20 protein-coding genes and 1 pseudogene are annotated in these 21,332 nt (G+C 73.5%); 3 read left to right on the top strand and 18 right to left on the bottom strand.

Going from position 1 to position 21,332, the window contains the following annotated elements:
- Positions 1–20: 20 nt before the first annotated feature.
- The 16 genes from E6P78_RS28320 to E6P78_RS28250 form a co-directional block, all read right to left on the bottom strand.
- Entirely contained in the window at positions 21–1,526 is a 1,506-nt protein-coding gene (locus E6P78_RS28320) for an amino acid adenylation domain-containing protein (RefSeq protein WP_136206488.1), read from the bottom strand.
- Positions 1,523–2,656 (bottom strand): beta-ketoacyl synthase N-terminal-like domain-containing protein, encoded by a 1,134-nt coding sequence (locus E6P78_RS28315; protein ID WP_136206487.1) that lies wholly within the window; start codon positions 2,654–2,656, stop codon positions 1,523–1,525. Before E6P78_RS28315 ends, E6P78_RS28320 begins: the two co-directional genes overlap by 4 nt.
- Positions 2,656–3,852 carry a beta-ketoacyl-[acyl-carrier-protein] synthase family protein gene (locus E6P78_RS28310; protein WP_136206486.1) on the bottom strand — a complete coding sequence of 399 codons (1,197 nt, stop codon included), beginning with the start codon at positions 3,850–3,852 and terminating at the stop codon, positions 2,656–2,658. Before E6P78_RS28310 ends, E6P78_RS28315 begins: the two co-directional genes overlap by 1 nt.
- 3 nt (positions 3,853–3,855) lie before the next feature.
- Positions 3,856–4,119 carry an acyl carrier protein gene (locus tag E6P78_RS28305; RefSeq protein ID WP_136206485.1) on the bottom strand — a complete coding sequence of 88 codons (264 nt, stop codon included), beginning with the start codon at positions 4,117–4,119 and terminating at the stop codon, positions 3,856–3,858.
- A 71-nt stretch (positions 4,120–4,190) separates the two neighbouring features.
- Positions 4,191–4,946 (bottom strand): 3-oxoacyl-ACP reductase FabG, encoded by a 756-nt coding sequence (gene fabG, locus E6P78_RS28300; protein WP_136206484.1) that lies wholly within the window; start codon positions 4,944–4,946, stop codon positions 4,191–4,193.
- Positions 4,943–5,458 carry a holo-ACP synthase gene (acpS, locus tag E6P78_RS28295; protein ID WP_240799402.1) on the bottom strand — a complete coding sequence of 172 codons (516 nt, stop codon included), beginning with the start codon at positions 5,456–5,458 and terminating at the stop codon, positions 4,943–4,945. The genes fabG and acpS overlap by 4 nt, the downstream gene beginning before the upstream one ends.
- Positions 5,455–6,885 carry an MATE family efflux transporter gene (locus E6P78_RS28290; RefSeq protein ID WP_168712726.1) on the bottom strand — a complete coding sequence of 477 codons (1,431 nt, stop codon included), beginning with the start codon at positions 6,883–6,885 and terminating at the stop codon, positions 5,455–5,457. The genes acpS and E6P78_RS28290 overlap by 4 nt, the downstream gene beginning before the upstream one ends.
- On the bottom strand, positions 6,882–8,015 hold the full coding sequence (locus E6P78_RS32930) for a hypothetical protein (RefSeq protein WP_168712725.1): 1,134 nt from the start codon (positions 8,013–8,015) through the stop codon (positions 6,882–6,884). The genes E6P78_RS28290 and E6P78_RS32930 overlap by 4 nt, the downstream gene beginning before the upstream one ends.
- Positions 8,012–9,154 (bottom strand): acyl-CoA dehydrogenase family protein, encoded by a 1,143-nt coding sequence (locus E6P78_RS28285; protein ID WP_240799401.1) that lies wholly within the window; start codon positions 9,152–9,154, stop codon positions 8,012–8,014. The genes E6P78_RS32930 and E6P78_RS28285 overlap by 4 nt, the downstream gene beginning before the upstream one ends.
- Positions 9,148–9,813, bottom strand: coding sequence for an acyl-CoA dehydrogenase family protein (locus tag E6P78_RS28280; protein WP_136206482.1), 666 nt, complete (start codon positions 9,811–9,813; stop codon positions 9,148–9,150). Before E6P78_RS28280 ends, E6P78_RS28285 begins: the two co-directional genes overlap by 7 nt.
- A 2-nt stretch (positions 9,814–9,815) precedes the next feature.
- Complete coding sequence (locus E6P78_RS28275; RefSeq protein WP_240799400.1) at positions 9,816–10,754, bottom strand: 3-oxoacyl-[acyl-carrier-protein] synthase III C-terminal domain-containing protein; 939 nt, start codon at positions 10,752–10,754, stop codon at positions 9,816–9,818.
- Positions 10,751–11,695: a hypothetical protein gene (locus E6P78_RS28270; RefSeq protein WP_136206481.1), complete on the bottom strand. Its 945-nt coding sequence runs from the start codon at positions 11,693–11,695 to the stop codon at positions 10,751–10,753. Before E6P78_RS28270 ends, E6P78_RS28275 begins: the two co-directional genes overlap by 4 nt.
- 3 nt (positions 11,696–11,698) lie before the next feature.
- A complete protein-coding gene (locus E6P78_RS28265; RefSeq protein WP_136206480.1) occupies positions 11,699–11,962 on the bottom strand; it encodes an acyl carrier protein in 264 nt (87 codons plus the stop codon).
- A gap of 76 nt (positions 11,963–12,038) precedes the next feature.
- The gene (locus tag E6P78_RS28260) at positions 12,039–13,337 is read right to left on the bottom strand and encodes an alanine racemase (protein WP_206307936.1); all 1,299 of its coding nucleotides are present in this window, start codon (positions 13,335–13,337) and stop codon (positions 12,039–12,041) included.
- Positions 13,334–14,674, bottom strand: a complete 1,341-nt coding sequence (locus E6P78_RS28255; protein WP_136206479.1) for an ATP-grasp domain-containing protein — start codon at positions 14,672–14,674, stop codon at positions 13,334–13,336. Before E6P78_RS28255 ends, E6P78_RS28260 begins: the two co-directional genes overlap by 4 nt.
- Complete coding sequence (locus E6P78_RS28250) at positions 14,671–15,639, bottom strand: 3-oxoacyl-[acyl-carrier-protein] synthase III C-terminal domain-containing protein (RefSeq protein WP_136206478.1); 969 nt, start codon at positions 15,637–15,639, stop codon at positions 14,671–14,673. Before E6P78_RS28250 ends, E6P78_RS28255 begins: the two co-directional genes overlap by 4 nt.
- A 252-nt stretch (positions 15,640–15,891) precedes the next feature.
- Between E6P78_RS28250 and E6P78_RS28245 the strand changes: the two genes are divergently transcribed.
- The gene (locus E6P78_RS28245; protein WP_168712724.1) at positions 15,892–16,905 is read left to right on the top strand and encodes an LLM class flavin-dependent oxidoreductase; all 1,014 of its coding nucleotides are present in this window, start codon (positions 15,892–15,894) and stop codon (positions 16,903–16,905) included.
- A complete protein-coding gene (locus tag E6P78_RS28240; RefSeq protein ID WP_240799399.1) occupies positions 16,902–18,584 on the top strand; it encodes an NAD(P)/FAD-dependent oxidoreductase in 1,683 nt (560 codons plus the stop codon). Before E6P78_RS28245 ends, E6P78_RS28240 begins: the two co-directional genes overlap by 4 nt.
- Here the strand turns inward: E6P78_RS28240 and E6P78_RS28235 are convergent.
- Positions 18,557–19,060: pseudogene (locus tag E6P78_RS28235) on the bottom strand (SAM-dependent methyltransferase); the annotation flags it as partial. The gene E6P78_RS28240 and the pseudogene E6P78_RS28235 overlap by 28 nt on opposite strands.
- 585 nt (positions 19,061–19,645) lie before the next feature.
- Complete coding sequence (locus E6P78_RS28230; RefSeq protein WP_136206476.1) at positions 19,646–20,215, bottom strand: TetR/AcrR family transcriptional regulator; 570 nt, start codon at positions 20,213–20,215, stop codon at positions 19,646–19,648.
- Positions 20,216–20,317: 102 nt separating this feature from the next.
- On the opposite strand from E6P78_RS28230, the gene E6P78_RS28225 reads away from it, so the two are divergent.
- Positions 20,318–21,229 (top strand): alpha/beta fold hydrolase, encoded by a 912-nt coding sequence (locus tag E6P78_RS28225; protein WP_136206475.1) that lies wholly within the window; start codon positions 20,318–20,320, stop codon positions 21,227–21,229.
- The last annotated feature ends 103 nt before the right edge of the window (positions 21,230–21,332 follow it).

Here is a 21,332-nt window from a genome sequence, read left to right as displayed (position 1 = left end):
TTCGGGTACGTATCCACATGTCATCCGGCCACCGGCTGCTCGCCGGTGGCCGCCCGGGTGAGGGCCGGGCGGTCGACCTTCCCGTTGGCGTTCAGCGGGAAGGCGGCCAGCCGCTCGATGCGACGGGGGATCAGCTCCCTCGGGAGGATCGATCCGAGTTCCTCGCGCAGGGCGGCGGGGTTCGCGGCAGCGCCCGTGACATAGGCGCGCAGGACTCCGCCGGCCACCAGCGTGACCGCCTCATCCACCCCGGCGCACCGTCGCAGCGCCTGGTCGATCTCGCGCAGCTCCATGCGGACCCCACCCACGTTGACCTGGTGGTCCAGCCGTCCGATATAGGCCAGTTGGCCGTCGGGGAGCGTACGGACCAGGTCTCCGGTGCGGTACCAGCGCTCGCCCCCGTGGCTCAGGTAGCGTCCGCGGTCGTCCGCCGGGTCCAGATAGCCGGTGACCATCTGCGGCCCGCTCACGCACAGTTCGCCCGTGCCGGCCGCCTCCCCGCCGTCCCGGTGCAGATGCACCCGCAGACCGGGGTGCGGGCGGCCGATGGGCACCACGTCGTTCACGCAGAGCGCGGGTGACAAAGCCGGGTCCCAGCGGTGCAGGGTGCACGAGATGGTCAGCTCGGTGGGCCCGTAGAGGTTGTGCACGGCCGAGCCGTCCGCCGCCGCCTGCCAGGACGCGGCGTCCTCGCGCAGCAACGCCTCCCCGCAGAAGAGGCTGTGCCGCAGCGTGGGCATCGCACCGGCGGTCAGCGCGCCCGACCGGCGCAGCAGCGGCACCACGGCGGGGACGGAGAACCAGACGGTGATCCGGTGCCTGGTCAGGAACGCGGGCAGCCGAGTGTAGGCGCCCGGCGGAACGACGACGAGCGACGCCCCGCACCCCCAGGCGGCGAACATGTCGAACACCGCGAGATCGAAGGTCAGGTTGAAGGTCTGCGAGAACACGTCGTCCGTGCCGAAGCCGAAGTGGTCCTGCACGCACCGCAGATAGTGCAGGACGTTGCCGTGCGACACCGGGACGCCCTTGGGCACGCCCGTCGATCCGGAGGTGAACATGATGTACGCCGGGTCCTCGGGCCGCACGGGCACCGGCCGCGTCAGCGGCTCACCGGTCTCACGGCCGACGACCGTCACCCCGTCGAGGGCGTCGCCGAGTGCGGGCAGGCAGGCCTCCCCCGCGTCGTCCACCACCAGGACCGTCACCCGGGCCGCCTCGATCATGGCGCGGGTGCGTTCGGCGGGGTAGTCGGGGTTCAGGGGCACCACGGCGGCGCCCGCGTAGAGGCCGGCGAGGAAGCCCGCGTAGGCGCGCTCCCCCCGGTGGGCGAGCACACCGACCCGGTCGGCGCCGGGGCTGCGGGCGAGGAGCGTGCCGGCCAGCGTCCGTGCGGCGAGGTCGAGTGCGCGGTAGGTGTGCTCGCGGCCGCCCGCCTTCAGCGCCGTGCCGTCGGGCGAGAGGCCCAGGCCCTGGAGGAACCGGCCGAGCAGACCGGGTTCGGGCGCGGGGGAGTTGGGTGTCATCGGTCCGCTCCGGGGGTCGGTTCGGGGTGCGCCTGCTGGGGAGCCCCTTCGTGCGGGGCGGCGCCTTCGTACGCGGCCGGGGCGGCGGGGGCCGCGGCGTGCGGGGTGAAGGCCATCGCCGCCAGTGCGCCGTCGGGGTCGGCGGCCAGCACCAGCGCGGGGCCGGCCGCGCCGTCCGGGTGTCCTGGGCGCCCGCGCTCCACCAAGGGGCTGAGCTGCAGGACGCTGTGGGCGCTGTAGCAGTCGCCCAGGGTGCCCCGGTCGTGGCCGGGCTCCGTGCCGAACAGCGCGGTGAGCGCCTCGTGCTGGGCCTCGTCCACCGCCGGGTCCCCGGTCGCCCTGACCAGGACGGTCCGCACCGCGTGCGGGTCCAGGCCCGCGCGGTCCAGGGCCGCCCGGACGACGGCGGTCACCGCGGCGGGCCGGCGGGGGTCGGCCGCCCGGACCACGACGCCGCCCAGGGTCCCGAGCACCGTGCGGCCCTCGGCGGCTGCGACCTCCGGCCGCTCCACGACGAACATCGCGGCGCCCTCCCCCTGCGGACCGGTCCGCCGCGCCACGTGCGCCCACCAGGCGGCGGGAACGCTCAACTCCTCGGCGGCGCCCACCAGCACGGTGTCCGTGTGCCCCTGCCGCAGGGTCATCTCCGCGTGCCGGAACGCCTGCAGCCCGGCCAGCGGGCCGCCGGCGACGGTGGAGTTGGCGCCCCGCAGTCCCGTACGGATGGCGAGGGCCCCGGCCATGGTGTTGAGCACCGACTGCGGGAAGTGCGCGGCCTTCACCAGGTAGGGCCGCTCACGGTCGAAGGAGTCCGTGCCGTAGGTGACGACGCCCGCGAAGCTGCCCACGGTCGTGCCGACGGCGATCCCGGTGCGGTCGCGGTTGGCGTCGGTGACGGTGAGGCCCGCATCGGCCATCGCCGTCTCGCAGGCGTGCATCGCCATCAGGGTGCCGCGGTCGTTGTAGCGCGCGGCCTTGCGGCCGAGGACCGCCTGCGGGTCGAACCCGGACACCCGGTGCACGGCACCGTCCGGCACCGGACCGGCCACCGGACCGGCGGGCGGGTCGGCCGGCGGGCCGGCGGGTTCGGGGCGCATCGTCCCCACCCCGGTGATCACCATGCCGTTCATCAGAGCCTCCCCAGCATCGTGATCGCGTTGTTGCCGCCGAAGGCGAAGCCGTTGTTCTGGGCGATCCGCACGTCCTTGTCGATCCCCGGGCCCGGCACGGGGTCGATGCCGCCGAGTTCCGGATCGGCGGTACGGTGGTGCGCGGTGGGCGGCAGGAAGCCCTCGTGGATGCTGAGCGCGCAGGCGACGGCCCCGAATCCGCTGGCCGCCCCCATCGCGTGGCCGAGCATCGACTTGATCGAACTCATCGGCGGCGGGCGCTCCCCGAAGACCGCGCGCACCGCCTGGCTCTCCACCAGGTCGTTGGTCCGGGTCCCGGTGCCGTGCGCACAGATGTAGTCGACCTCGTCCGCGTCGACTCCCGCCCGTGCGTGTGCGGTGCGGATGCAGCGCGCGATGCTGTCGGCGTCGGGCGCGACCGGGTGGGCCGCGTCGCAGGTCATGCCGTAACCCAGCAGCTCGGCGTAGACCCGGGCGCCGCGGGCCCGCGCCGAGTCCAGGGTCTCCAGGACGAGCGCGACGCCCCCTTCGGCCGGCAGCATGCCGTCCCGGTGCAGGTCGAAGGGGCGGCACTCCTCGGCGGCGAGGGCGCCCAGCCGGTGGAAGCCGGCATGGGTGAACCGGGTGACCGAGTCCGCGCCGCCGGAGACGACCACCTCGGCCTCGCCCGCCGTCAGCAGGTCGTAGGCGTACCCCAGGGCGTAGTTGCCGGCCGAGCAGGCCGTGCCCAGGGTGAGGACCTCCCCGGTCGCGCCGATCTCCTGCGCGGCGGCCAGGGCCAGTTTCGAGGCGGGCAGCCGGGCGGCCGCCGCGGCGTCGGGCGGGCCGTAGCCACCGGTGTGCCACGCCTCGATCATGTCGACCATGACGCGCAGTTCACCGGAGGTGGTGCCCATGACGACGGCCGTCTCGTCGCCCCGGACCCGGATCCCGGCGTCCTCGACCGCGAGGCGCGCGGCGGACGCGGCGAAGAGCGCGGAGCGCCCCCAGGCGCCGGTGTCGAGCCGGCTCAGGAGGTCGTCGGGGCGGAAGTCCTTGACCTCACCGCCGTTGGTGTGTTCGAAGCCGGTGGTGTCGAAGCTGGTGACGGGCCCGGTGCCCGAGACGCCCGCTCGCAGTGCCTTGCCGAACGCGGCGATGCCGGTGCCGATGTTGGACACCGGACCCATGCCGGTGATGACGACGCGTGGTGACATCGTTCACCAGCCCGCGTTCCGGGCGACGACCTCGTACGTCGCCTTGAGGGTGACCATCTCCACGATCTCGGCCTCGGGGATCGTGACGCCGTACCGCTTCTCCAGATGGGTCAGCAGCTCGATCGCGAGCAGCGAGTCGGCGTCCAGGTCGTTGACGAAGGACCCGGCGGCCTCGACCTCGTCCGGTTCGGCCGAGAACAGGTCGGCGATGATGTCGCGGATCTCGGCCGTGCGCCGCGCGGTGAGGTCGCTGTTCGTTTCCGGCATGGTGTCGCTCCTTGGTTCGATGAGGTGTGCGGTGGGTGGCGCCGTACGGCGTCCGGGGGCTGCCGGTCCGTTCAGACGGTCAGTCCGCCGTCGACCCGCAGCACCGTTCCGGTGATGTAGGAGGCCCGGTCCGACACCAGGAAGGAGACGGAGTCGGCCACCTGCTCGGGCAAGCCGAAGCCGCCGAGCGCGACGGCGTCCGCCGCCTGCTTCCTGACCCGCGGCGGCAGGTCCGCGACCATGTCGGACTCGATGTATCCGGGGGCCACGACGTTGGCCCGCACCCCGTAGCGGCCGGCCTCCTTGGCGAGGCTGCCGCACAGGCCGTGCAGTCCGGCCTTGGACGCCGCGTAGTTGGCCTGGCCGGCGGTGCCGCCGATGCCGGCCACGGAGGAGATCAGGACGAGCGAGCCCGCCCGGCGGCGGAACATGCCCATCAGCACGGACCGGCTCAGGTGGAACGCCCCGTCGAGGTTGGTGCGCACGACGTCGGACCAGTCCTCGTCGCTCATCAGCGCGGCCGCCCGGTCGCGGTGGATGCCCGCGCAGGAGACCGCGGCGTGCACCGGCCCCAGCCAGTCCTGGGCCAGTGCGGTGAACTCCCGTACGGCGTCGGGGTCGGCGACGTCCACCGCCCGGTGCACCGCTTTGCGGCCCTGTTCCTCGACGAGGGCGGCCGTCCGCGCGGCCGCTTCGTGGTCCCCCCGGTAGCAGAAGGCGATGTCGAAGCCGTCCTGCGCGAGCCGTACGGCGATGGCGCGCCCGATCCCCCGTGAGCCGCCGCTGACCAGCGCGGTCCGCGGGCCGCCGGTGTGCTGCTCGGTCATGTCTCTCTCCTCCGGTTGTGCGAGCGCCCGAACGCCCCGTGGGCCACGGCGACACAGACCGCCAGGCCGTCTTGATGACTCAGTGACAGCACGACGCCGGTCACGCCCTGCAGGTCGGCGAGGTGCTGCGCCCGTCCGTGCAGGCGGGCGCCCGGCGCGCCGAGGCCGTCGCGCGTGATCTCGATGTCCCGCCAGCCGAGGCCTTGGCCCAGCCCGTGGCCCAGGGCCTTGGCGACGGCCTCCTTGGCGCAGAACCGGCCGGCCAGGTGCTCGGCCCTGCGCTCCTCGCCGAGGCTCTCGGCGTAGACGAGTTCGTCGGGCCGGAAGACCATGCGCCGTCCGCCCGGGTGGCGGGCGATCCGTTCGAACCGGGTGACCGACAGCAGGTCCAGCCCGACGCGCACCGGGACGGGCCCGGCGCCCGGCCCCACCCGCACCGGGACAGGCCCGGCCCCGCGGCCGCCGCCCCGCAGGGCCGCCCAGGCCCCGGCCAGACGTTCCGGGATGCTCACGACTCCCCTCCCCGCACCGCGTCCGGGGCCGCCGGCCGCGGCTCGGGGCCGCGCGGGGATGATCCGGCGGCCGGGATGTCCGGGGCGGCCTGGCTGTCCTGGCTGTCTTCGGCGCGGTAGACCAGCCGCCAGGCCACCGGCCAGGAGAACAGGGCGCCGATCACCGCGCCGACGGCGAGGACGGCGTACAGGCCGTCGGTGGAGCCCTCGTGCCGGGCCGCCCACGCTCCGATGCCGAGCACACAGCCGAAGTGCAGGGTGTTCATGGCGATGGCGACCGGGCCGCGCCCGGTCTGTTCCATGACCCCGAGGGCGACGAGGGCAAGGCCCGTGCAGCCGAAGGTGGGGCCGACCAGGGTCATGAACCGTACGGCTTCCGCCTCGGTCGCCCCGTCCAGCGGCAGCGCGCCGACCGCGCCGGGGCCCGCCACGGTCAGGAGCAGGGTGAGGCCCCCGTAACAGGCCCCTATCAGGCCGGCACCGCGGCGCATCACCGCCCGCGCCTGCGCGGGGTGTCCGGCCGCCCGGCGCTGGTTGACCAGGATCGCGACGGACGAGGCGTAGCTCATGGCGGGGACGATGAACACCGCCTGCACCGTGTAGGCGAGGGAGAAGCCCGCCACCGCGGCCTCGCCGAAGGGCGCGACGACCCGCAGGAGGAGGAACTCCACGACGAAGAGCAGTGCGACCGACGCGGCGACCGGCATCCCGATGCCCATCACCGGGCGCAGGGTGCCCGGCTCCCGGCGGGCGATGTCCCGGAGCGGGAACGGGCCGCGGCGCCGCAGCAGGAGCAGGGCCGCCGCGGTCTCCACCGCGCCGCCGAGCGCGAGCGACCAGGGCAGGGCGTGGACGGAGGCGTACGGCCCCTGCGTGAGCGCGGTCAGGCAGGTGAGGGTGACGGCCGCCGAGGCCGCGGTGATCAGCAGGCTCCGGCCGGTCGCGCCCACTCCGCGCAGCACCGCGGCGCCGAGTTCGCCGGTCATGCCCAGCGGGCTGACGAGCGTCATCACCGTGAGGAAGCCGGTGAACGCCGGGCGCTGCGCCTCCGGCACCGCCATCAGCGCGGCCAGCGGGCCGGCGCCGAGCACGACGGCGGCGCCCAGGACCACGTACACGAGCAGTCCGATACGGGCGACGGAGCCGAGCAGCGCGGGGACCGCCCCGGGCTGTGCGGCGCCGGTCCGGCGCGCCGTGAGCACCTGGAGCGTGATGCCGAGGCCGGTGTTGACGGCGAGGAAGAGGAACGCCACGGGGACGTACACGGCACGCAGATAGAGCGCCGAGCCGCCCAGCGAACCCAGCACCGTCACCACCAGGAACTGCACGCCCTGGCCGACGAGGCTGCCGGTCACGAGCGGCGCGGCGAACCGCGCGATCGCCCGGGTACCGGGGGCCCCGGACGGCGCCCCGCGTTCGGCGCTCACCGGCCGCCCCCGGTCCGCAGGGATGATCCGGCCCCGGGGGCCGGCTCCAGCAACAGCCAGGGCCCGTCGGCCGTCCGCTCCGCTTCGGCCAGTAGCAGCGGTCCGTACGATGCGGGGGCCTGCGCGGCGAACGGCGCGACGGCCTGCATTGCATCCGGCGACGCGTCCGGCGCGACGGCCGGCGACGCCGGGGCGTCGGCCTGGGCGGCGTCCGGCGAAGCCAGGGCGGCATCCCGCGCGACGGCCGGCGAAGCCGGGGCAGCGTCCAGCCCGGCATCCGGCGCGGCATCCGACGACGCCGGCGCGGCGCCCTGCGACGCCAAGGCATGTTCCGGGCGTCCCGTCTGCCCAGCTACGCCTGGCGCGGCCGGGCGTCCCGCCTGCCCCGCGATGCCTGGCACGCCCGCTCCCGGCGTGGTCGGGTCCGCCCTCAGGGCGGACGACGCCTCGCGATCGCACGCACCGGACGCCACCAGGCCCGCCCTCGGGGCGGACGGTGCTGCTTCCGCGATGCTCCCCAGCAGCCGGAGCACCTGTGGCCAGCCGCCCGTCCCGGTCCACCGGGCCGGGACGGCGGACGGCAGCGCGCCACGGCCGGACGTCAGCCGCCACGGGCCCGGGCCGTGGACCACCCGGACGGCGACGACGACGCCGCTGGGCAGCGCCGGGGCGAAGCCGTACTCGGAGTGGTCGGCGATCAGCACGGTGGCCCGGCCGCCCGGCGGCAGCACCTCGGCGAGCAGACCGAACACATCGGCGCAGCCGCCGAGTCCGGTGGCGTGGCTGACGCCGAACTCCTCGGTGAACTCCCACGGGGTCTCGTGCGAGATCCGGGGTAGCGGCACGGTGTGGTGCTCCTGGTCGTACCCGGACTGGAGCAGGACGAGCGTCTCCGCGCCGCCGGGCGGCGGGCCGAGCCGCCCGAGCGCCGTCACGGCGAGATCTGCCGTGCTGGTCAGCGGGTCGGCGACCATGCACAGTCCTTCCGCCGGGACGCCCAGGCTTCGCACATGGCGGGCCACGTCGACGAGCGGCCCCCGAACCGCCGCGCCGACGTCCTGGTAGCGCGGCGGGCCGAGGGGGTCCTCCGCGAGGGCCGTCGCCTCCACGGCGAGGCGGGCGCCGCTCATGCCGCGCTCCGCGTTCTCAGCCGGCTCCTGGCGATGTGCTCCCGCTGGATGTTGGTGGTCCCCTCCATGAACTCGAGACCGCACACGTCGCGCCGCCACTTTTCCAGCAGCGGGTGCTCCACGAGCGCGGCGGGGCCGAGCGACCGCACCGCCCACCGGCTCACCTCGATGGCCTGCCGGGTCGCGCCGAGCTTGGCCAGTGAGGGCATCCGGGCCGAGTCCGGTGCCCGGTCGACGGCGTCGCCCGCCGCGTACACCAGCTGTCTGCACGCCTCCAGCCGGTCGAGGACCTCGTCGGCGCCGGGGGCGCCCGGGCGGTGGGTGACGACCAGTTCGTGCAGGGCGAGGCCGGTGCCCACGGCCATCGCGGCCACCTGGGCCCGCATGTGGTGGAAGGTGCGGACGGCCCCCCACAGCCCCCTGCGCGTGGGGGGCTTGTGTGCGCCGAGCAGCATGTCCCGCTCCACGGGCAGCCCGTCGAGCGTGATCTCGCTCAGCCTGGCGCCGCGCAGTCCGACCATGTCCAGGCTCTCGCCCCGGTAGCCGGGCGCCGGCGGCTCGACGAGGGCGGCCCGGATGGACAGCGGGCCGCGTCCGGTCCGGGCGAAGACGACACCGACACCGCCGCGCGAGCCGTTGCCGACGTACCGCTTGGTGCCGTGCAGCCGGTGGAGGTCCGTGCCGTCCGGCACCAGACGGGTCTCCAGGGCGCTCGCGTCGTTGCCCCTGGCCGGCTCCGTCATGGCGAAGAAGGACCAGGTCGCACCGTCGGACAGCCGCTCGTGGAACCGGCGTTGCTGCTCCTCGTCGCCCAGCTCGTCCAGGAGGATGCCCGCCAGCGCGGGCCCCGGGCAGGAGAGCAGCATGCCGGCGTCCCCGCGGGCCAGCTCCACGGTCGAGACGACCCGCTCCAGGCAGCTGCGCTGGTCGTAGACATGGCCATCCAGCCGGAGCGGTCCGGGGCCGAAGCGGTCCGGGGTGGTCGCCCGGCGGATCAGGTCGAAGGCCTCCAGCCGCAGATACGGCTCCATCCGCGCCGGGTCCGCGTCCACGGCCAGGGCGTGGGAGCGCAGCTGCGCGGCGATCTCCGCGGTGGCGCCCCGCAGGGCGCGCAGCCGGTCGTCCAGGGTGATCAGCACGGCGCCTCCTGCGGGACGGACAGGGCGGAGGGGGTGGGCGAGACGGACGGGGTGGGCGAGACGGGGTGGCCGTCGGAGGCCTGGGCCACGCACACATTGGCCACGACGGCGGCCACATGGACGCTGCGGGCCGGATGGTCGGTGATGTAGCCCTCGGCGCCGAAGAACATCGCGACGCGCCAGCCCAGCGCGTCCAGCCGCTCGTGCCAGGCCACGCTCACCGCGGGCGGCACCCCGTCGTCCGCCCGTTCCAGGGCCGCCGCCAGCTCCTCGGCCTCGGTGACCAGGTCGGCGATCTCCCCCGTGACCAGCTGCCGTTCGATGATCGGGGTCCCGCCGAACTCGCGGTGTCTGAGGCGCTCGACGGCCAGGTCCAGCAGCTGGTCCAGTACGCCGAGGCGCACTGCGGCCAGCGCCGCGGCGCGCGTCCCGGTCAGGCCGGGGCCGGCCGGCCCGTCGATCCGCAGCACCTCGACGCCCTCGCCGTGGACGAGGGGCAGGGGCACCGGTACGGCGTCCGCGGGGCCGGTCCAGCGGGGGACGGCGACCAGTCCGCGCGGCGCCGCCTCCTGCAGGGGCAGGCCGTCGAGTACGGCCGCGAGGCCCGCGGCCAGCCCCTTGCGGTGGCCCAGTTCGCGGCACGCTGACACGTCGGGCACGTTCACTCCTTGCGTTCGATGACGGCGGCCCTGAAGTACGCGCCCTGGCCCAGGGCGACGAGCACCCCGCGGCCGCCCGTCGGCAGGCGGCCCGAGCGGTCGAGGTGTTCCAGCGCGAGCAGCCCGTCGATCCCGAAGACATGGCCGTACTCCGCCAGCAGGTCCAGCGCGATCCGGTCCCGGGGGAAGCCGGTGGTCCGCGCGAAACCCCGCCAGAACATGGCGTTGTTGTGGTGCGGCAGGATCCAGTCGATGTCCGCGAGCGCGAGACCGGCGGCCGCCACCGCCGCGCCCACCACGTCGACGGCGCCCGCCTCGGTGGCCGGGCCGAAGAACCGGCGCTCCTCGGCCTCCATCGCCATGTTGCGGTGGAAGCGGGTGTCCTTGGCGCGGGCGCCGCCCAGGTAGGCGTAGCGGTCCGTGCCCCGGTGCACGACGACGGCCGCCGCACCGTCCCCGGCGACGGTGACCCCGGGGATGATCCGTATCGCGTCGGACACCGACCCCTGGTCGCCGCCGAGCACGAGGACCCGCTGCCCGGCCCGGCCGGGCCCGCGCAGCCAGCGCGACGCCAGGTCGATGCCGTGCAGCACCGAGGTGCAGGCGGTCTGGGTGATCCCGAGGACGGGCACGCCGGGTGCGCCGAGGCGTTCGCCGAGCCGCCGGGCGAACCCGGGCCGGTAGGCCATGCTCTGGGTCAGCACGGTGTGGCCGTACAGCACCAGATCGGGCCGGTGGCCGTGCAGCGCTTCGGTACCGGCGCCGGCGAGCAGGTCCTCGAAGGTCTCGTCCCCGGCCAGCACGCGGGTGTCGCGCAGCCCGTACACCCGCTGGTGCATGCGCTGTTCGGCGGCCGAGCGGCCGGCCCTGGCCAGGATGTCGCCGACCGGCTCCCGGACGGGCGGCACCCGCATGGCCACCGCGGAGATCGCGGTCGTCACCGGCCCGGTCCGTCCCCGGCACCGAACCCGGCCGCGTACAGCCGGCCGGACACGGGGTCCGTCTGCGCGAGCAGCAGCGGCCCTGGGTGGTCCCAGTACCGGGCGGCGGCGTGCCACAGCCCGGTGCACGGCAGGAGGTCCGCCACCGGGTGGACCTCGCCGGTCCCGGCGCGGGACGCGTCCGCCGCATGGGCCAGTCCGGGCCCGGGCCGGTACCCACCCGCCGCAACAGCCACTCCGGTCCCGGTCCGGGACCCGTCCACCGCAGCGGCCAGTCCGGGCCCGAGGAACAGGTGGTCGGCCGGGAAGGAGCGGGCCACCCCGGCCAGCGCGGCCGCCGGGTCCGGGGCCGGGGCGTCGTGCAGGAAGCGCAGCGGACGTCCGCCCGCCGTGGTGGTGTGCAGCAGGACGACGGAGTCGGCCCCGGCGACGGCGCCGGGCCACAGCCGGGTGAGCGGCCCGGTGCGCTGGTCGAAGACCAGGCAGCCGCCGTCGGCCGGCACGCCCTCGTCGTGCCCGGCGGCGAGGATGCGCAGCGCGGTGAAGGGCGCGCCCGCCCCCTGCCCGGACACGGAGAACACGTCGGGGTCGCCGGCGCACAGGTCGGCGATGCCGCACCCGGCGAGTTCCCGGACCGCGGGATCGGGCAGTGCGTAGGCGAGCACCATGCGGTCCAGCGGCGGCAGGGGCTCCGCCAGGTCGCCGAGCAGCTCGGCGGTCATCCGGGTGTACGTGTTGTCGTTGGACCGGGCGCCGGCGAGGGCGGCGGCTCCGGGGCCCTCACCGGCCGCGTCGAGCAGGTCGCTCAGGTACCGGTGCTCGACGGGGCCGGGGTCGCGGCGCCGTTCCGCGAAGAGCCGCCCGGCGGGGCGGCGCACCCGCATCGCCGCGCCGGGGTGGCCGCGGTCCGGCCGGCGGGCCGCGGTGGAGGTGAGGGGCACGGGTCAGCTCGTCGCGGGGGCGGCCGACATGGACAGCACGTAGTCGGTGATGCTGCCGACGGTGGCGAACACCTCCGGCTCCAGCTCCTCCGGGTCGATTTCCAGGCCCATGGTGTCCTCCATGACCATCAGCATCTCGATGACGCTGGTGGAGTCCAGGGCGAGGTCCTCGAACAGCCGCGTCTCCTCGGTGAGTACGGGGATCTCCTTGTCCAGGACTTCGGCGAGCGTGTCCCGGAGTCGGGCGATGGTCTGCGAGCGGTCCATGGGTCGGGCTCCTCGTGGCGCGATGACGTCGGTCGGATTTCAAGTGCGGGTGCGGGTGCTTGTGCGGCCGGTGCGGTCACGGCCGGTATTTGGCGAGCAGGTCGTCCGTGGTGTCGCGTTCCCTGATGAGGCGGGCCTCGCCGCCCGTCACGAGGACCTCGGCCGGATAGCCGTGGCTGAGGAAGAGCACCGGGGACGCGGAGGGTCCGTAGGCCCCCGACCGCCGCACCCCGAGCAGGTCCCCGGGGTTCAGGGCGGGCAGTGCGACCTTCTTGCCGATGGTGTCATTGGGGGTGCACAGCGGTCCGGTGACCGTCCAGCGTCCGGTGCCGGCCTCCGGCTCCGCCACGCCGCCGGAGTCCCCGTGGCTATCCCCGCGCCCGCGCCCGTCCCCGTCCCCGTGCGCGAGCAGCTCGATCGGGAAGTTGCGTTTGACGAAGGAGCCGATGCCGACGGCCGCCATGTGGTGGTGCGTTCCGCCGTCGGTGACGGCGAACCGCTCCCCCATGGACTCCTTGGTGTACCGGACCCCCACCACATAAGTGCCGGCGTCCGCGGTGAGGTAGCGGCCCGACTCCATGATCAGCCGGGTCCCGGGGTGGGCGGCACGGAAGGTGTCGAGCAGCGGGTTCAGCTCGGCCTGGAGGGCCTTGAGGTCGAACTCCTCCTCGCCGTCGAAGTAGGGCACCCCGAGGCCGCCGCCCACGTCGACCACGTCGAGGCGGATGCCGAGCGCCGCGCTGACGCGTTCGCTCAGGTCGAGGATGTACGTGGTGTTGCCCACCACCACGTCCGCGTCCAGAATCCGGGTGCCCAGGTAGGCCTGGATGCCGGCGAGGTCGACGTTCGGGTGCCGTGCGACGAGGTCGCCGGCCTCGAGCACGGCGGCCTCGTCGATGCCGAACTGCCGGGGCTTGCCGCCCATCGTCAACCGTGAACCGGAGGCCGAGTAGGCGGGGTTGACGCGCAGCATGACGCGCTGGCGTACGTCACGTTCGGCGGCGAGGCGGTCGATGTCGGCCAGTTCCTGGAAGGACTCGCAGACGATCGCGTAGAGCCCGTTGTCGATGCAGGCGGCGAGTTCGCGTTCGCTCTTGCCGGGCCCGAGGAAGAGGATGTCCCGGGGTGCGGTGCCCGCCGCGAGCACCGTGGTCAGCTCGGCCAGCGAGGAGACCTCGGCCCGCGCGCCGTGCGCGTGCAGGATGCCGTAGACGGCCGGGTTGGGGTTGGACTTCAGCGAGAAGAAGATCTCCAGGTCCGGGTGGAGCGCCTCGCGCAGGCCGGTGATCTGCCGGGCCAGTGCGTCGCCGTCGTACACATAGGCGGGGGTCCCGAAACGTCGGGCCAGGTCGGGCCAGTCGAAGTCGTCCATCATGCCTTCCGCGTCATCTCTGCGAGCCGGTCTTCCGCCGCCACCTGGATGTCCCGCGCCCCTGCGGCGCTGTCCGACACGGCGATGCCGTACAGCCGGCCCTGGCTGCGGCGGCCCTGGTCGACGGCGGCATTGAGGGTGGAGAAGTTGTTGACGAGCAGCCCGGTCCGGGAGCGCTCGTCGTACAGCAGTCCGTCCAGCGCCGCGCGCACCTCGTCGAAGGAGTGCCGGCGTACGGGCTTGAGGTCGATCACCCCGGCCAGGGCGTGCTGCCCCGGCGCGACGAACCGTTCGGCGAACCGGTTCTGGTACGTCGCCATGTTGAACCGGGCGTTGATCTCCAGGCACGGGTGCAGCAGCCCGTCGGTGCCCATCAGCGCGTCGACGCCGACCAGCCCGAAGTAGCCCTCCGCGTGCAGCCGGCCCCCGATCACCTCGGCGCTCTCCCGCAGCCGGTCCTCGGCGCCGCCGGGCAGTTCGGGCGGGAAGGCGTGGCCGCGGTGCACCCCGTTCTCGGTGAGGGCCCGCTTGACCGTCTCGAAGCCCACCGTGCCGTCCCGGGCCACGATGAACTGGTAGTTGAGGTCGTAGGCCTTGTCGATCCACTCCTCCACCACCAGCCGCACCGGTGCGTCCTGGCCGCGCCGGCCCATCATCCGGACCAGGCGTGCCGCGCGGCCGGGCGAGTCGAGGACGACCATGCCGCGCCCGGAGACGCCCATGGACTCCTTGACCACGACGCGCGGGGAGCGGGCCAGGTGGAAGTCGAGTGCGCGGGACAGCTCCGCCACGGTGCGGCAGGCGGTGCCGGGGATGGTCACCAGCCCGGCGCTCTCGGTGAGTTCGCGGCTGAAGATCTTGCCGTTGACGCGCCGGCACACCTCGGCCGAAGGCCCGGCCAGCGGGAGGCCGGTGGCCTGGGACAGCCGCTCCTCGCGGTCGGAGATCCCCAGCGGCGCGAGGTGGGTCCGGCCGTCGTCGAGGGCCTTGAGCGTGGCCAGCAGGTCCGGGGACTCCAGCGCGTCCTCGGTGACCGAGCGCTCGGGGTCGTTGCCGTCCACCATCAGCAGGGCGCCGTGCACGGCGTCCAGATCCTCCAGGTAGCCGAGGTAGTCTGGGTCGACGCGCTCCTTGAGGATCACGGCGTCCTGCCGGTCGGCGAGGAGGACGCCGACCTCCTCCATGCGGTTGACGGTCACCGCCGAGAAGGACAGGCCGCTGCCGGGGAGTTTGGGCTCGTCCGCACCCCAGACGCGCTCGACCTCGAAGTTGCTGAGATAGACGAAGCTCGCGCCGGGGTCCCCGGTGACCGCTTCCTTGAGCCGTTCGCTGAACGTCATGTGCCCGGTACCTCGCCCACGCTCGTCCCCACTTCCTCGCCCACGCGAATGACAGCCGCCGAAAACGTTGCTCCCAGCCCTGCGGAGACCAGGAGAGCCAGATCGCCCGTGCGGAGCAGGCCCGCGGTCAGAGCGCTGGAGAGATTGATGAACGGGTCGGCACAGAAGCAGTGGCCGAGCTCGGAGACGTTGTCCGTGAAGACCCGCTCGCCGGGCACGCCCAGAGCTCTGCCGAACTGCTGGAGGAACAGCCGGTTGACGTTGTGCGGAAGGATCAGCCCGACCTGCCCGGGGCTGGTTCCGGCCGCTTCGGCCGCCTCCCGCGCCACCTCGGCGATGGTGGGTATGTAGGCCCTCTCGTACCGCCGTCGCGCCTCGTCCGTCATGCCGAAGACCTCGTGGAAGCCGCTGAGCACCCGGTACGCCACCGACAGCACCTCGTGCCCGGGCCTCTCCCCGCCGACGAGCCAGCCGGCCGCCGCCTCACCGAGCAGGGTGAGTCCGGCGTTCTGCTGGACCAGCGGGGAGAGGACCTTCTCGCCACCCAGGAGCAGCGCGGTGCTCGCAGTGCGCTCCGTCCTCAGCAGTGAGGCTGCAAGGCGCAGGGTGTACAGCCCGGCCGCGCAGTTCTGGTGCGAGAGCGCGAAGCTGCGGGTGTGCTCCAGGCCGAGCTTCTCGCGCAGCCGGGCCAGCAGTTCGGCGGAGTCCGGCACGGCGTGCTGCATCGTGTGGGCATGGATGAGGTAGCGCACCCCGGCCCGGTCGGCTCCGGCCAGGGCGGCCTCACCGGTGGCGGTCAGCATCTCCAGGACGGAGTGCTCCGGGGCGACGGCGATCCGCCGCATGCCGAGGAACCGCCGATAGAGCTGGACCTGTACATCCGTCAGTTCCAGTGGATCGCGCAACTCCTCGACGTTCAGGCGGCTTTGAGGCACGAAGACGGCCACGCGTCTGACGTACAGCATTCCTGCCTCCCCCGCTCGTCCCGTCCGTCCGCCGACGCCTTCGGCTGTCCCGGCCCGCCGACAAGACTGCGATCACCCGTCGGTGCCGTCCAGGCAACTGACCGGCAACTGCGCGCCGCCCAGTTGCCGGTCGATCTACCTGTCCGTGCCGGTGCTCCCGTGCTGTCCTGAGGCCCGCACGACGCGCCCCCGCATGCGCCGCCCCGGTGAGGAGCTCCCCGCATGCGCGCCCCGGTGAGGAGAAGAGGAACCTTGCTCGACGTCTACGCCACCTGCCCGCCCTCGTCCCGGGCCCGGCCGGAGGAGTTCCGCCGCGATCTCGCCCGCTCGGCACGCTGGACGGACGACGCCGGCCTGCGGGGGCTGCTGATCTTCACCGACCACGATGTCGTGGACCCGTGGGCGGTGGCCCAGATGCTGATCCAGCGGAGCGAGCGCCTGGTGCCCCTGGTGGCGGCGCAGCCGCCGTACATGCATCCCTACAGCGTGGCCCGCATGGTCAGCTCGATGGCGTTCCTGCACGGCCGGCGGGTCGACCTCAACCTGATCACCGGGGGCAGCCCGTACCGCATGCGGACGATCGGCGACGCCCTGGAGCACGACGCCCGCTACGAGCGGCTCATCGAGTACGGCGAGGTGATCGGCCGGCTGCTGACCTCGCCGGAGCCGGTGAGTTACGAGGGCGAGCACTACCGCGTCCGGCGGCTCGACCTGTTCCCGCCCGCCGACCCGGAGCTGCTCCCCCGGATGTTCGTGGCCGGCTCCTCGGACGCCTGCCTGGAGGCGGAGCGGCGGCTCGGGGTGGTGCGGCTGCGCTATCCGCGCGCCCTGCAGGACTACGGGCCCGGATCGGCCGAACTGCGCGGCGGCGGGCTGCGGATCGGCATCATCGCCCGCGACGACCCCGAAGATGCCTGGCGCACGGCGCACGACCGCTTCCCCGACGACCCCGACGGCGAACGGCAGTACCGGATCGCGAACCGGTTCTCGGACTCCGCCTGGATGGGGCGGCTCTCCGAGGACGCGGCAACGCCGGTGGCGGAGCCGTCGCCGTACTGGATGCACCCGCTGCGCACGTACAAGGAGTACTGCCCCTACCTGGTGGGTTCCTACGAGGAGGTGGGCGCGTATCTCGCCCGCTATCTGGCCATGGGCATCACCACGATCATCCTGAACGTCCCCCACGAGGAGGCCGATCTGCACCACGCGGCCGTCGCGCTGCGCCACGCCGAGAAGCTGACGGCCGCGGCGGAAGTGCGCCCGTGACGGACGACGAGGCGTGGGACGCGATCGTCGTCGGCTCGGGAATGGGCGGACTCGTCTGCGCCGCCTATCTCGCGGCAGGCGGGCTGCGGGTGCTCGTGGTCGAGCAGCACGACGTCGCGGGCGGCAACAGCCATGTGTTCCGGCGCCGCCGGGCGTACGAGTTCGACGTGGGCGTCCACTACCTGGGCGACTGCGCCCCCGGCGGCCTGCTGCCGACGATCTTCGGCGGGCTCGGGCTCGGCGGGCGGGTCTCGTTCCTGGAGATGGACCAGGACGGCTTCGACGAGATCGTCCTCCCGGATGTGTCGATGCACGTGCCGGCCGGCTGGCCGCGTTACCGGCAGCGGCTGAAGGAGACGCTGCCCGGGGACGCGTCGGGCTTCGACCTCTTCGTCGACGTGTGCTCCGCGCTGGGTGCGGAGTCGTACGCGATGTCACTGGCCGACCGGGACCTGACGGCCGCCGAGCAGATGCGGGCGGCTCCCACGACGCTCGCCTGGGGGCGCCGGACGCTGACCGCGCTGTTCGACCACTGCGGGCTGTCGCCGGCCGCCAGGACGCTGCTGGCGGCGCAGTCCCTGAACTACGGGATGAGCCCGTCCCAGGTGACCGTCTCCCTGCACGCGAACGTCACCGACCACTACATGCGCGGCGCCTACTACCCGCGGGGCGGCGGGCAGACGCTCGCCGCCGCCCTGGTCGAGGTGCTGGAGGCGCACGGCGGCCGGCTCCTGACCCGGACCACGGTGGAGCGCGTCCTCGTCGAGGGAAGCAGGGCCGCAGGTGTGGGCCTCACGGACGGGCGGCGCTTCAGCGCACCGCTCGTCGTCTCGAACGCCGACTACCGCAGGACCGTCCTCGACCTGGTGGGCGAGGCGCACCTCCCCGGACCGCTGGTCAAGCGGGCCCGGCAGGCGACGATGGCGCTGCCCCTGGCCTGCCTGTACGTCGCACTCGACCGGCCGCTGCCGGAGCGCCGCAACGCCAACGTGTGGTGGTACGCGGACGGCGACATCGACGCGGCGTACCGCAGGGTGGCCGAGGGGGACCTCGACCCGGTGCCCCTGCTGTTCATGTCGTTCGCCTCGCAGCGCGACCCGGGCTCGCCGCGAGTGTGCCCGCCGGGACACAGCAACTTCCAGGTGATGACGCTGTGTCCGCCCGGATACGGGCACTGGGGACTGGACGCCGGACCGGCGGACGGCCAGCGCTACCGCCGCAACGACACCTACCGCAAGGCCAAGGCCCGCCTCACCGAGGCCATGCTGACCGCCGCCGAGGGCATCGTCGGCCCCTTCCGGGACGACATGGTCCATCTGGAGGCCGCGACCCCCCTCACCCAGGAGCGCTACACCCGCTCCACCGGCGGCACCCCGTACGGCCTGGCCTCATGGGGCCGCGCCGGCGGCCGTCCCGACACCCGCACCCAGGTCGCGGGCCTCCACGTCGTCGGCGCCAGCACCCGCTACGGAACCGGCGTGACCGGCTCCGCCCTGAGCGGCATCATCTGCGCCGGCCAGGTCCTGGGACGCCGCCTCCTGCCGGAGATCCAGGCCGGCCACGTCCTGAGCGACCCGGACCTCCTCCCCGAACGCGGCCCGGACTGGGACGCCCTCACCGTCTCCCGGGGCGCCGGCCGCCGTACCGCCCGTCAGCGGACCCGCCCCACCCCCACGTAGAAACCGCTGCGCTCGACGGCCGGCGCGGGCTCCTCGCGGTACCGCTCGGTCGCGGGGTCGAGCCCGGGCTCGACGAGGTCCAGCCCCTCGAAGAACGGCTCGACCTCGGCCCGCGTACGCATCCGCAGCGCGATGGCGCCCTTCTTGTACGCCGTCCTGGTCTCCTGCCCCAGCTCCGGGTGCTGGTCGGCGGTGCCGTGCGAGAGGACGAGACAGATGCCGGCGGGCAGCGCGTCGACCAGGGTGCGGGTGATGCCGTACGGGTCCTGGTCGTCCGGCAGGAAGTGCATCAGCGCGATCAGCGACAGAGCGACGGGCCGGTCGAAGTCCATGAGTCCACGGGCCCGTTCGAGGGTCGCCTCCGGCTCCCGCACATCGGCGTGGAGGTAGTCGGTGGCACCCTCGGGCGCACTGACGAGCAGGGCCTCCGCGTGGCGCAGGACGATCGGGTCGTTGTCCGCGTGGACGATCCTGGCGCTCGGCTCGTATGGACCTGGCGCTCCGACGTCGCCAACACCCCAGCCCCGCAGCCAGAAAAGGTGAGCGCCCATGAGTGATCCAGCACCCGGAACATCCAGCTCGCGGGGGGAACTCCGCTTCTTCGTCGTCTTCACGTCCGTGTGCGCGGCCCACTTGGCGAGTAGGTGATCTGGCACGCCGTTGTCGGCGAGGTACGTCAGGCAAGACGCCCGAGCATCGTAGAGACGAACCCTACGGAGGCCGTTTGCGCCCATAATCCTGTGAGCCCGTACCTGGCCCGTACCCGAAACCGCCGACCGTTCAGCGCGTCCCCGGTTTCATTCGCGAGCACGTACCTGCCGCCCCCGTACCCTTCGCCCGCCGCCAGGCGTTCCGGTGCCTGCCTGGCGCGACACGTCTTCAACGCCTGCTGTACGAGGCTCGGAAGCGGCGGCACCCGCTCCCCCGCCATGCTCTTTGTGTCTTTCTCCACCACCGTGCGGTTGCCCGTCATGGTCCGGGGTGTTGGCGATGGCGGGCGTGGCCACATCCAGGTCGACGTCAGAACCTCGTTCCTCACGAGGCCGGGATCGAGGCAGCCGTCATACCTCGCTGCGGCATCCGGCGAGGAGGAGGGCGACCATGCCCTTGGCGTCGGCCTGGCCGTAGTCGGGGCCGGTGATGCAGAGGTTTCCGATGGCGCGCAGGAGCGTGTAGGCGGCGACACCGGGGCGCAGTTCCTCGGTGGCGGCGCAGGCGTCCAGCAATGACGCGCAGGCCGGCACCAGGGTGTCGAGCATGAGGGCGTGGAGGTTCTCCAGTCCTGGGTCACCGGACCCCAGCGCCGCGCCGAGGCCGTGCTTGGTCACCAGGAAGTCCACGAACGCGTCCGTCCACAGGGCGAGAGCGGTGAACGGCGAGGCGGATTCCTCAAGAAGCCGGGGGGCGAGGGCGGCGCAGGCGTCGATCTGGTGCCGGTAGACGGCGGTGACGAGATCCGCGCGGGTCGGGAAGTTTCGGTAGACCGTGCCGACACCGACGCCGGCGCGTTCGGCGATGTCGCGGACGGGCGCCTGGATGCCCCGGTCCACGAAGACTGCCGCAGCGGCCTCCAGCACGCCACTGCGGGTGCGCTGAGCCTGTGCTTGGCGTACTGAGACCGACTCCTGCACGGAAGCCTCCTGTTGCTCGCGGAACAATGTTCCGCTAGTTTGGCGGAACGGCGCTCCGCCAAATTATGGCATCGCGGTACTCATAGAAAGTGCAGGACCCCCATGTCCTCGTCCCACTCGCTCAGCCAGCAGATCGTCTCGGTCAAGCCGATCGTCGTCCCCTCGCCCGGGCGCGGCATCGACCTTCAGGTAAAGGTCACCGCACCCCGGTCGGGCCGGAACCTGCCTGTGATCGTTTTCTCCCACGGGAACGCGTGGTCACTGGACGGGTACGAGCCCCTCGTCGACCGGTGGGCCGCCGCCGGATTCGTCGTGGTGCAGCCCACCCACCTGGACTCCCGGCGCAACGCCATCGCCTGGGACGACCCGCGCTTCGCCACCATCTGGCGCGTGCGGATCACCGACCTGCACGCGATCCTCGACCACCTCGCAGACGTCCTGGCCCAGGCCGGCCTGGAGACCCGCGCCGACCGTGAGCGCACTGCCGTGGTCGGCCACTCCTGGGGCGCCCAGACCGCGGGCGCCCTCCTCGGTGCACGCGTGCTGGACGCCGAGGGTGTAGCGGGAGAGGACTTCTCCCACTCCGCGGTTTCGGCCGGCGCGCTGATCGGGGCGACGGGAACCGGCGACACCCTCACCCCGTTCGCCGCCGAGAACCTTCCGTTCATGAAGCCGGACTTCTCCACCATGACCACCCCGGCCCTGGTCGTCGCGGGCGGCAAGGACGACTCGCAGCTCTCCACCCGCGGGCCGGAGTGGTTCACCGACGCCTACCACCTCAGCCCGGCGCCCAAGAGCCTGCTCAGCATCACTGAGGCCGAGCACACCATGGGCGGAATCGCCGGCGAGAAGGTCGCCGAGACCACCGACGAGGACCCTGCCCGTGTCGCCCTCACAGCCGACGTGATCTCCGCCTACCTCCGCGCGGCCCTCAACCTCGACGACGCCGAGTGGACCGCCCTCAACAACACCGCCGAAGGCAGCGACGGTACGTGGAGCCTCGCCGGCAAGTGAGCTCAGCCTGACCGCCGGGGCACACCCGGCGGTCAGCAGCGAGCGGGGCGGAGTTCGGCACCGAGGCGGCGCCGACGCGCACGCTGGGCGGCTCCGAGGCGCG

Origin of the sequence: Streptomyces sp. A0958 (assembly GCF_004795035.1) — a bacterium.
In the GTDB taxonomy this organism is placed as follows: domain Bacteria; phylum Actinomycetota; class Actinomycetes; order Streptomycetales; family Streptomycetaceae; genus Streptomyces.
The sequence above is the reverse complement of the archived record's forward strand: the minus strand, read 5'-3'. Positions and strand labels throughout refer to the sequence as shown.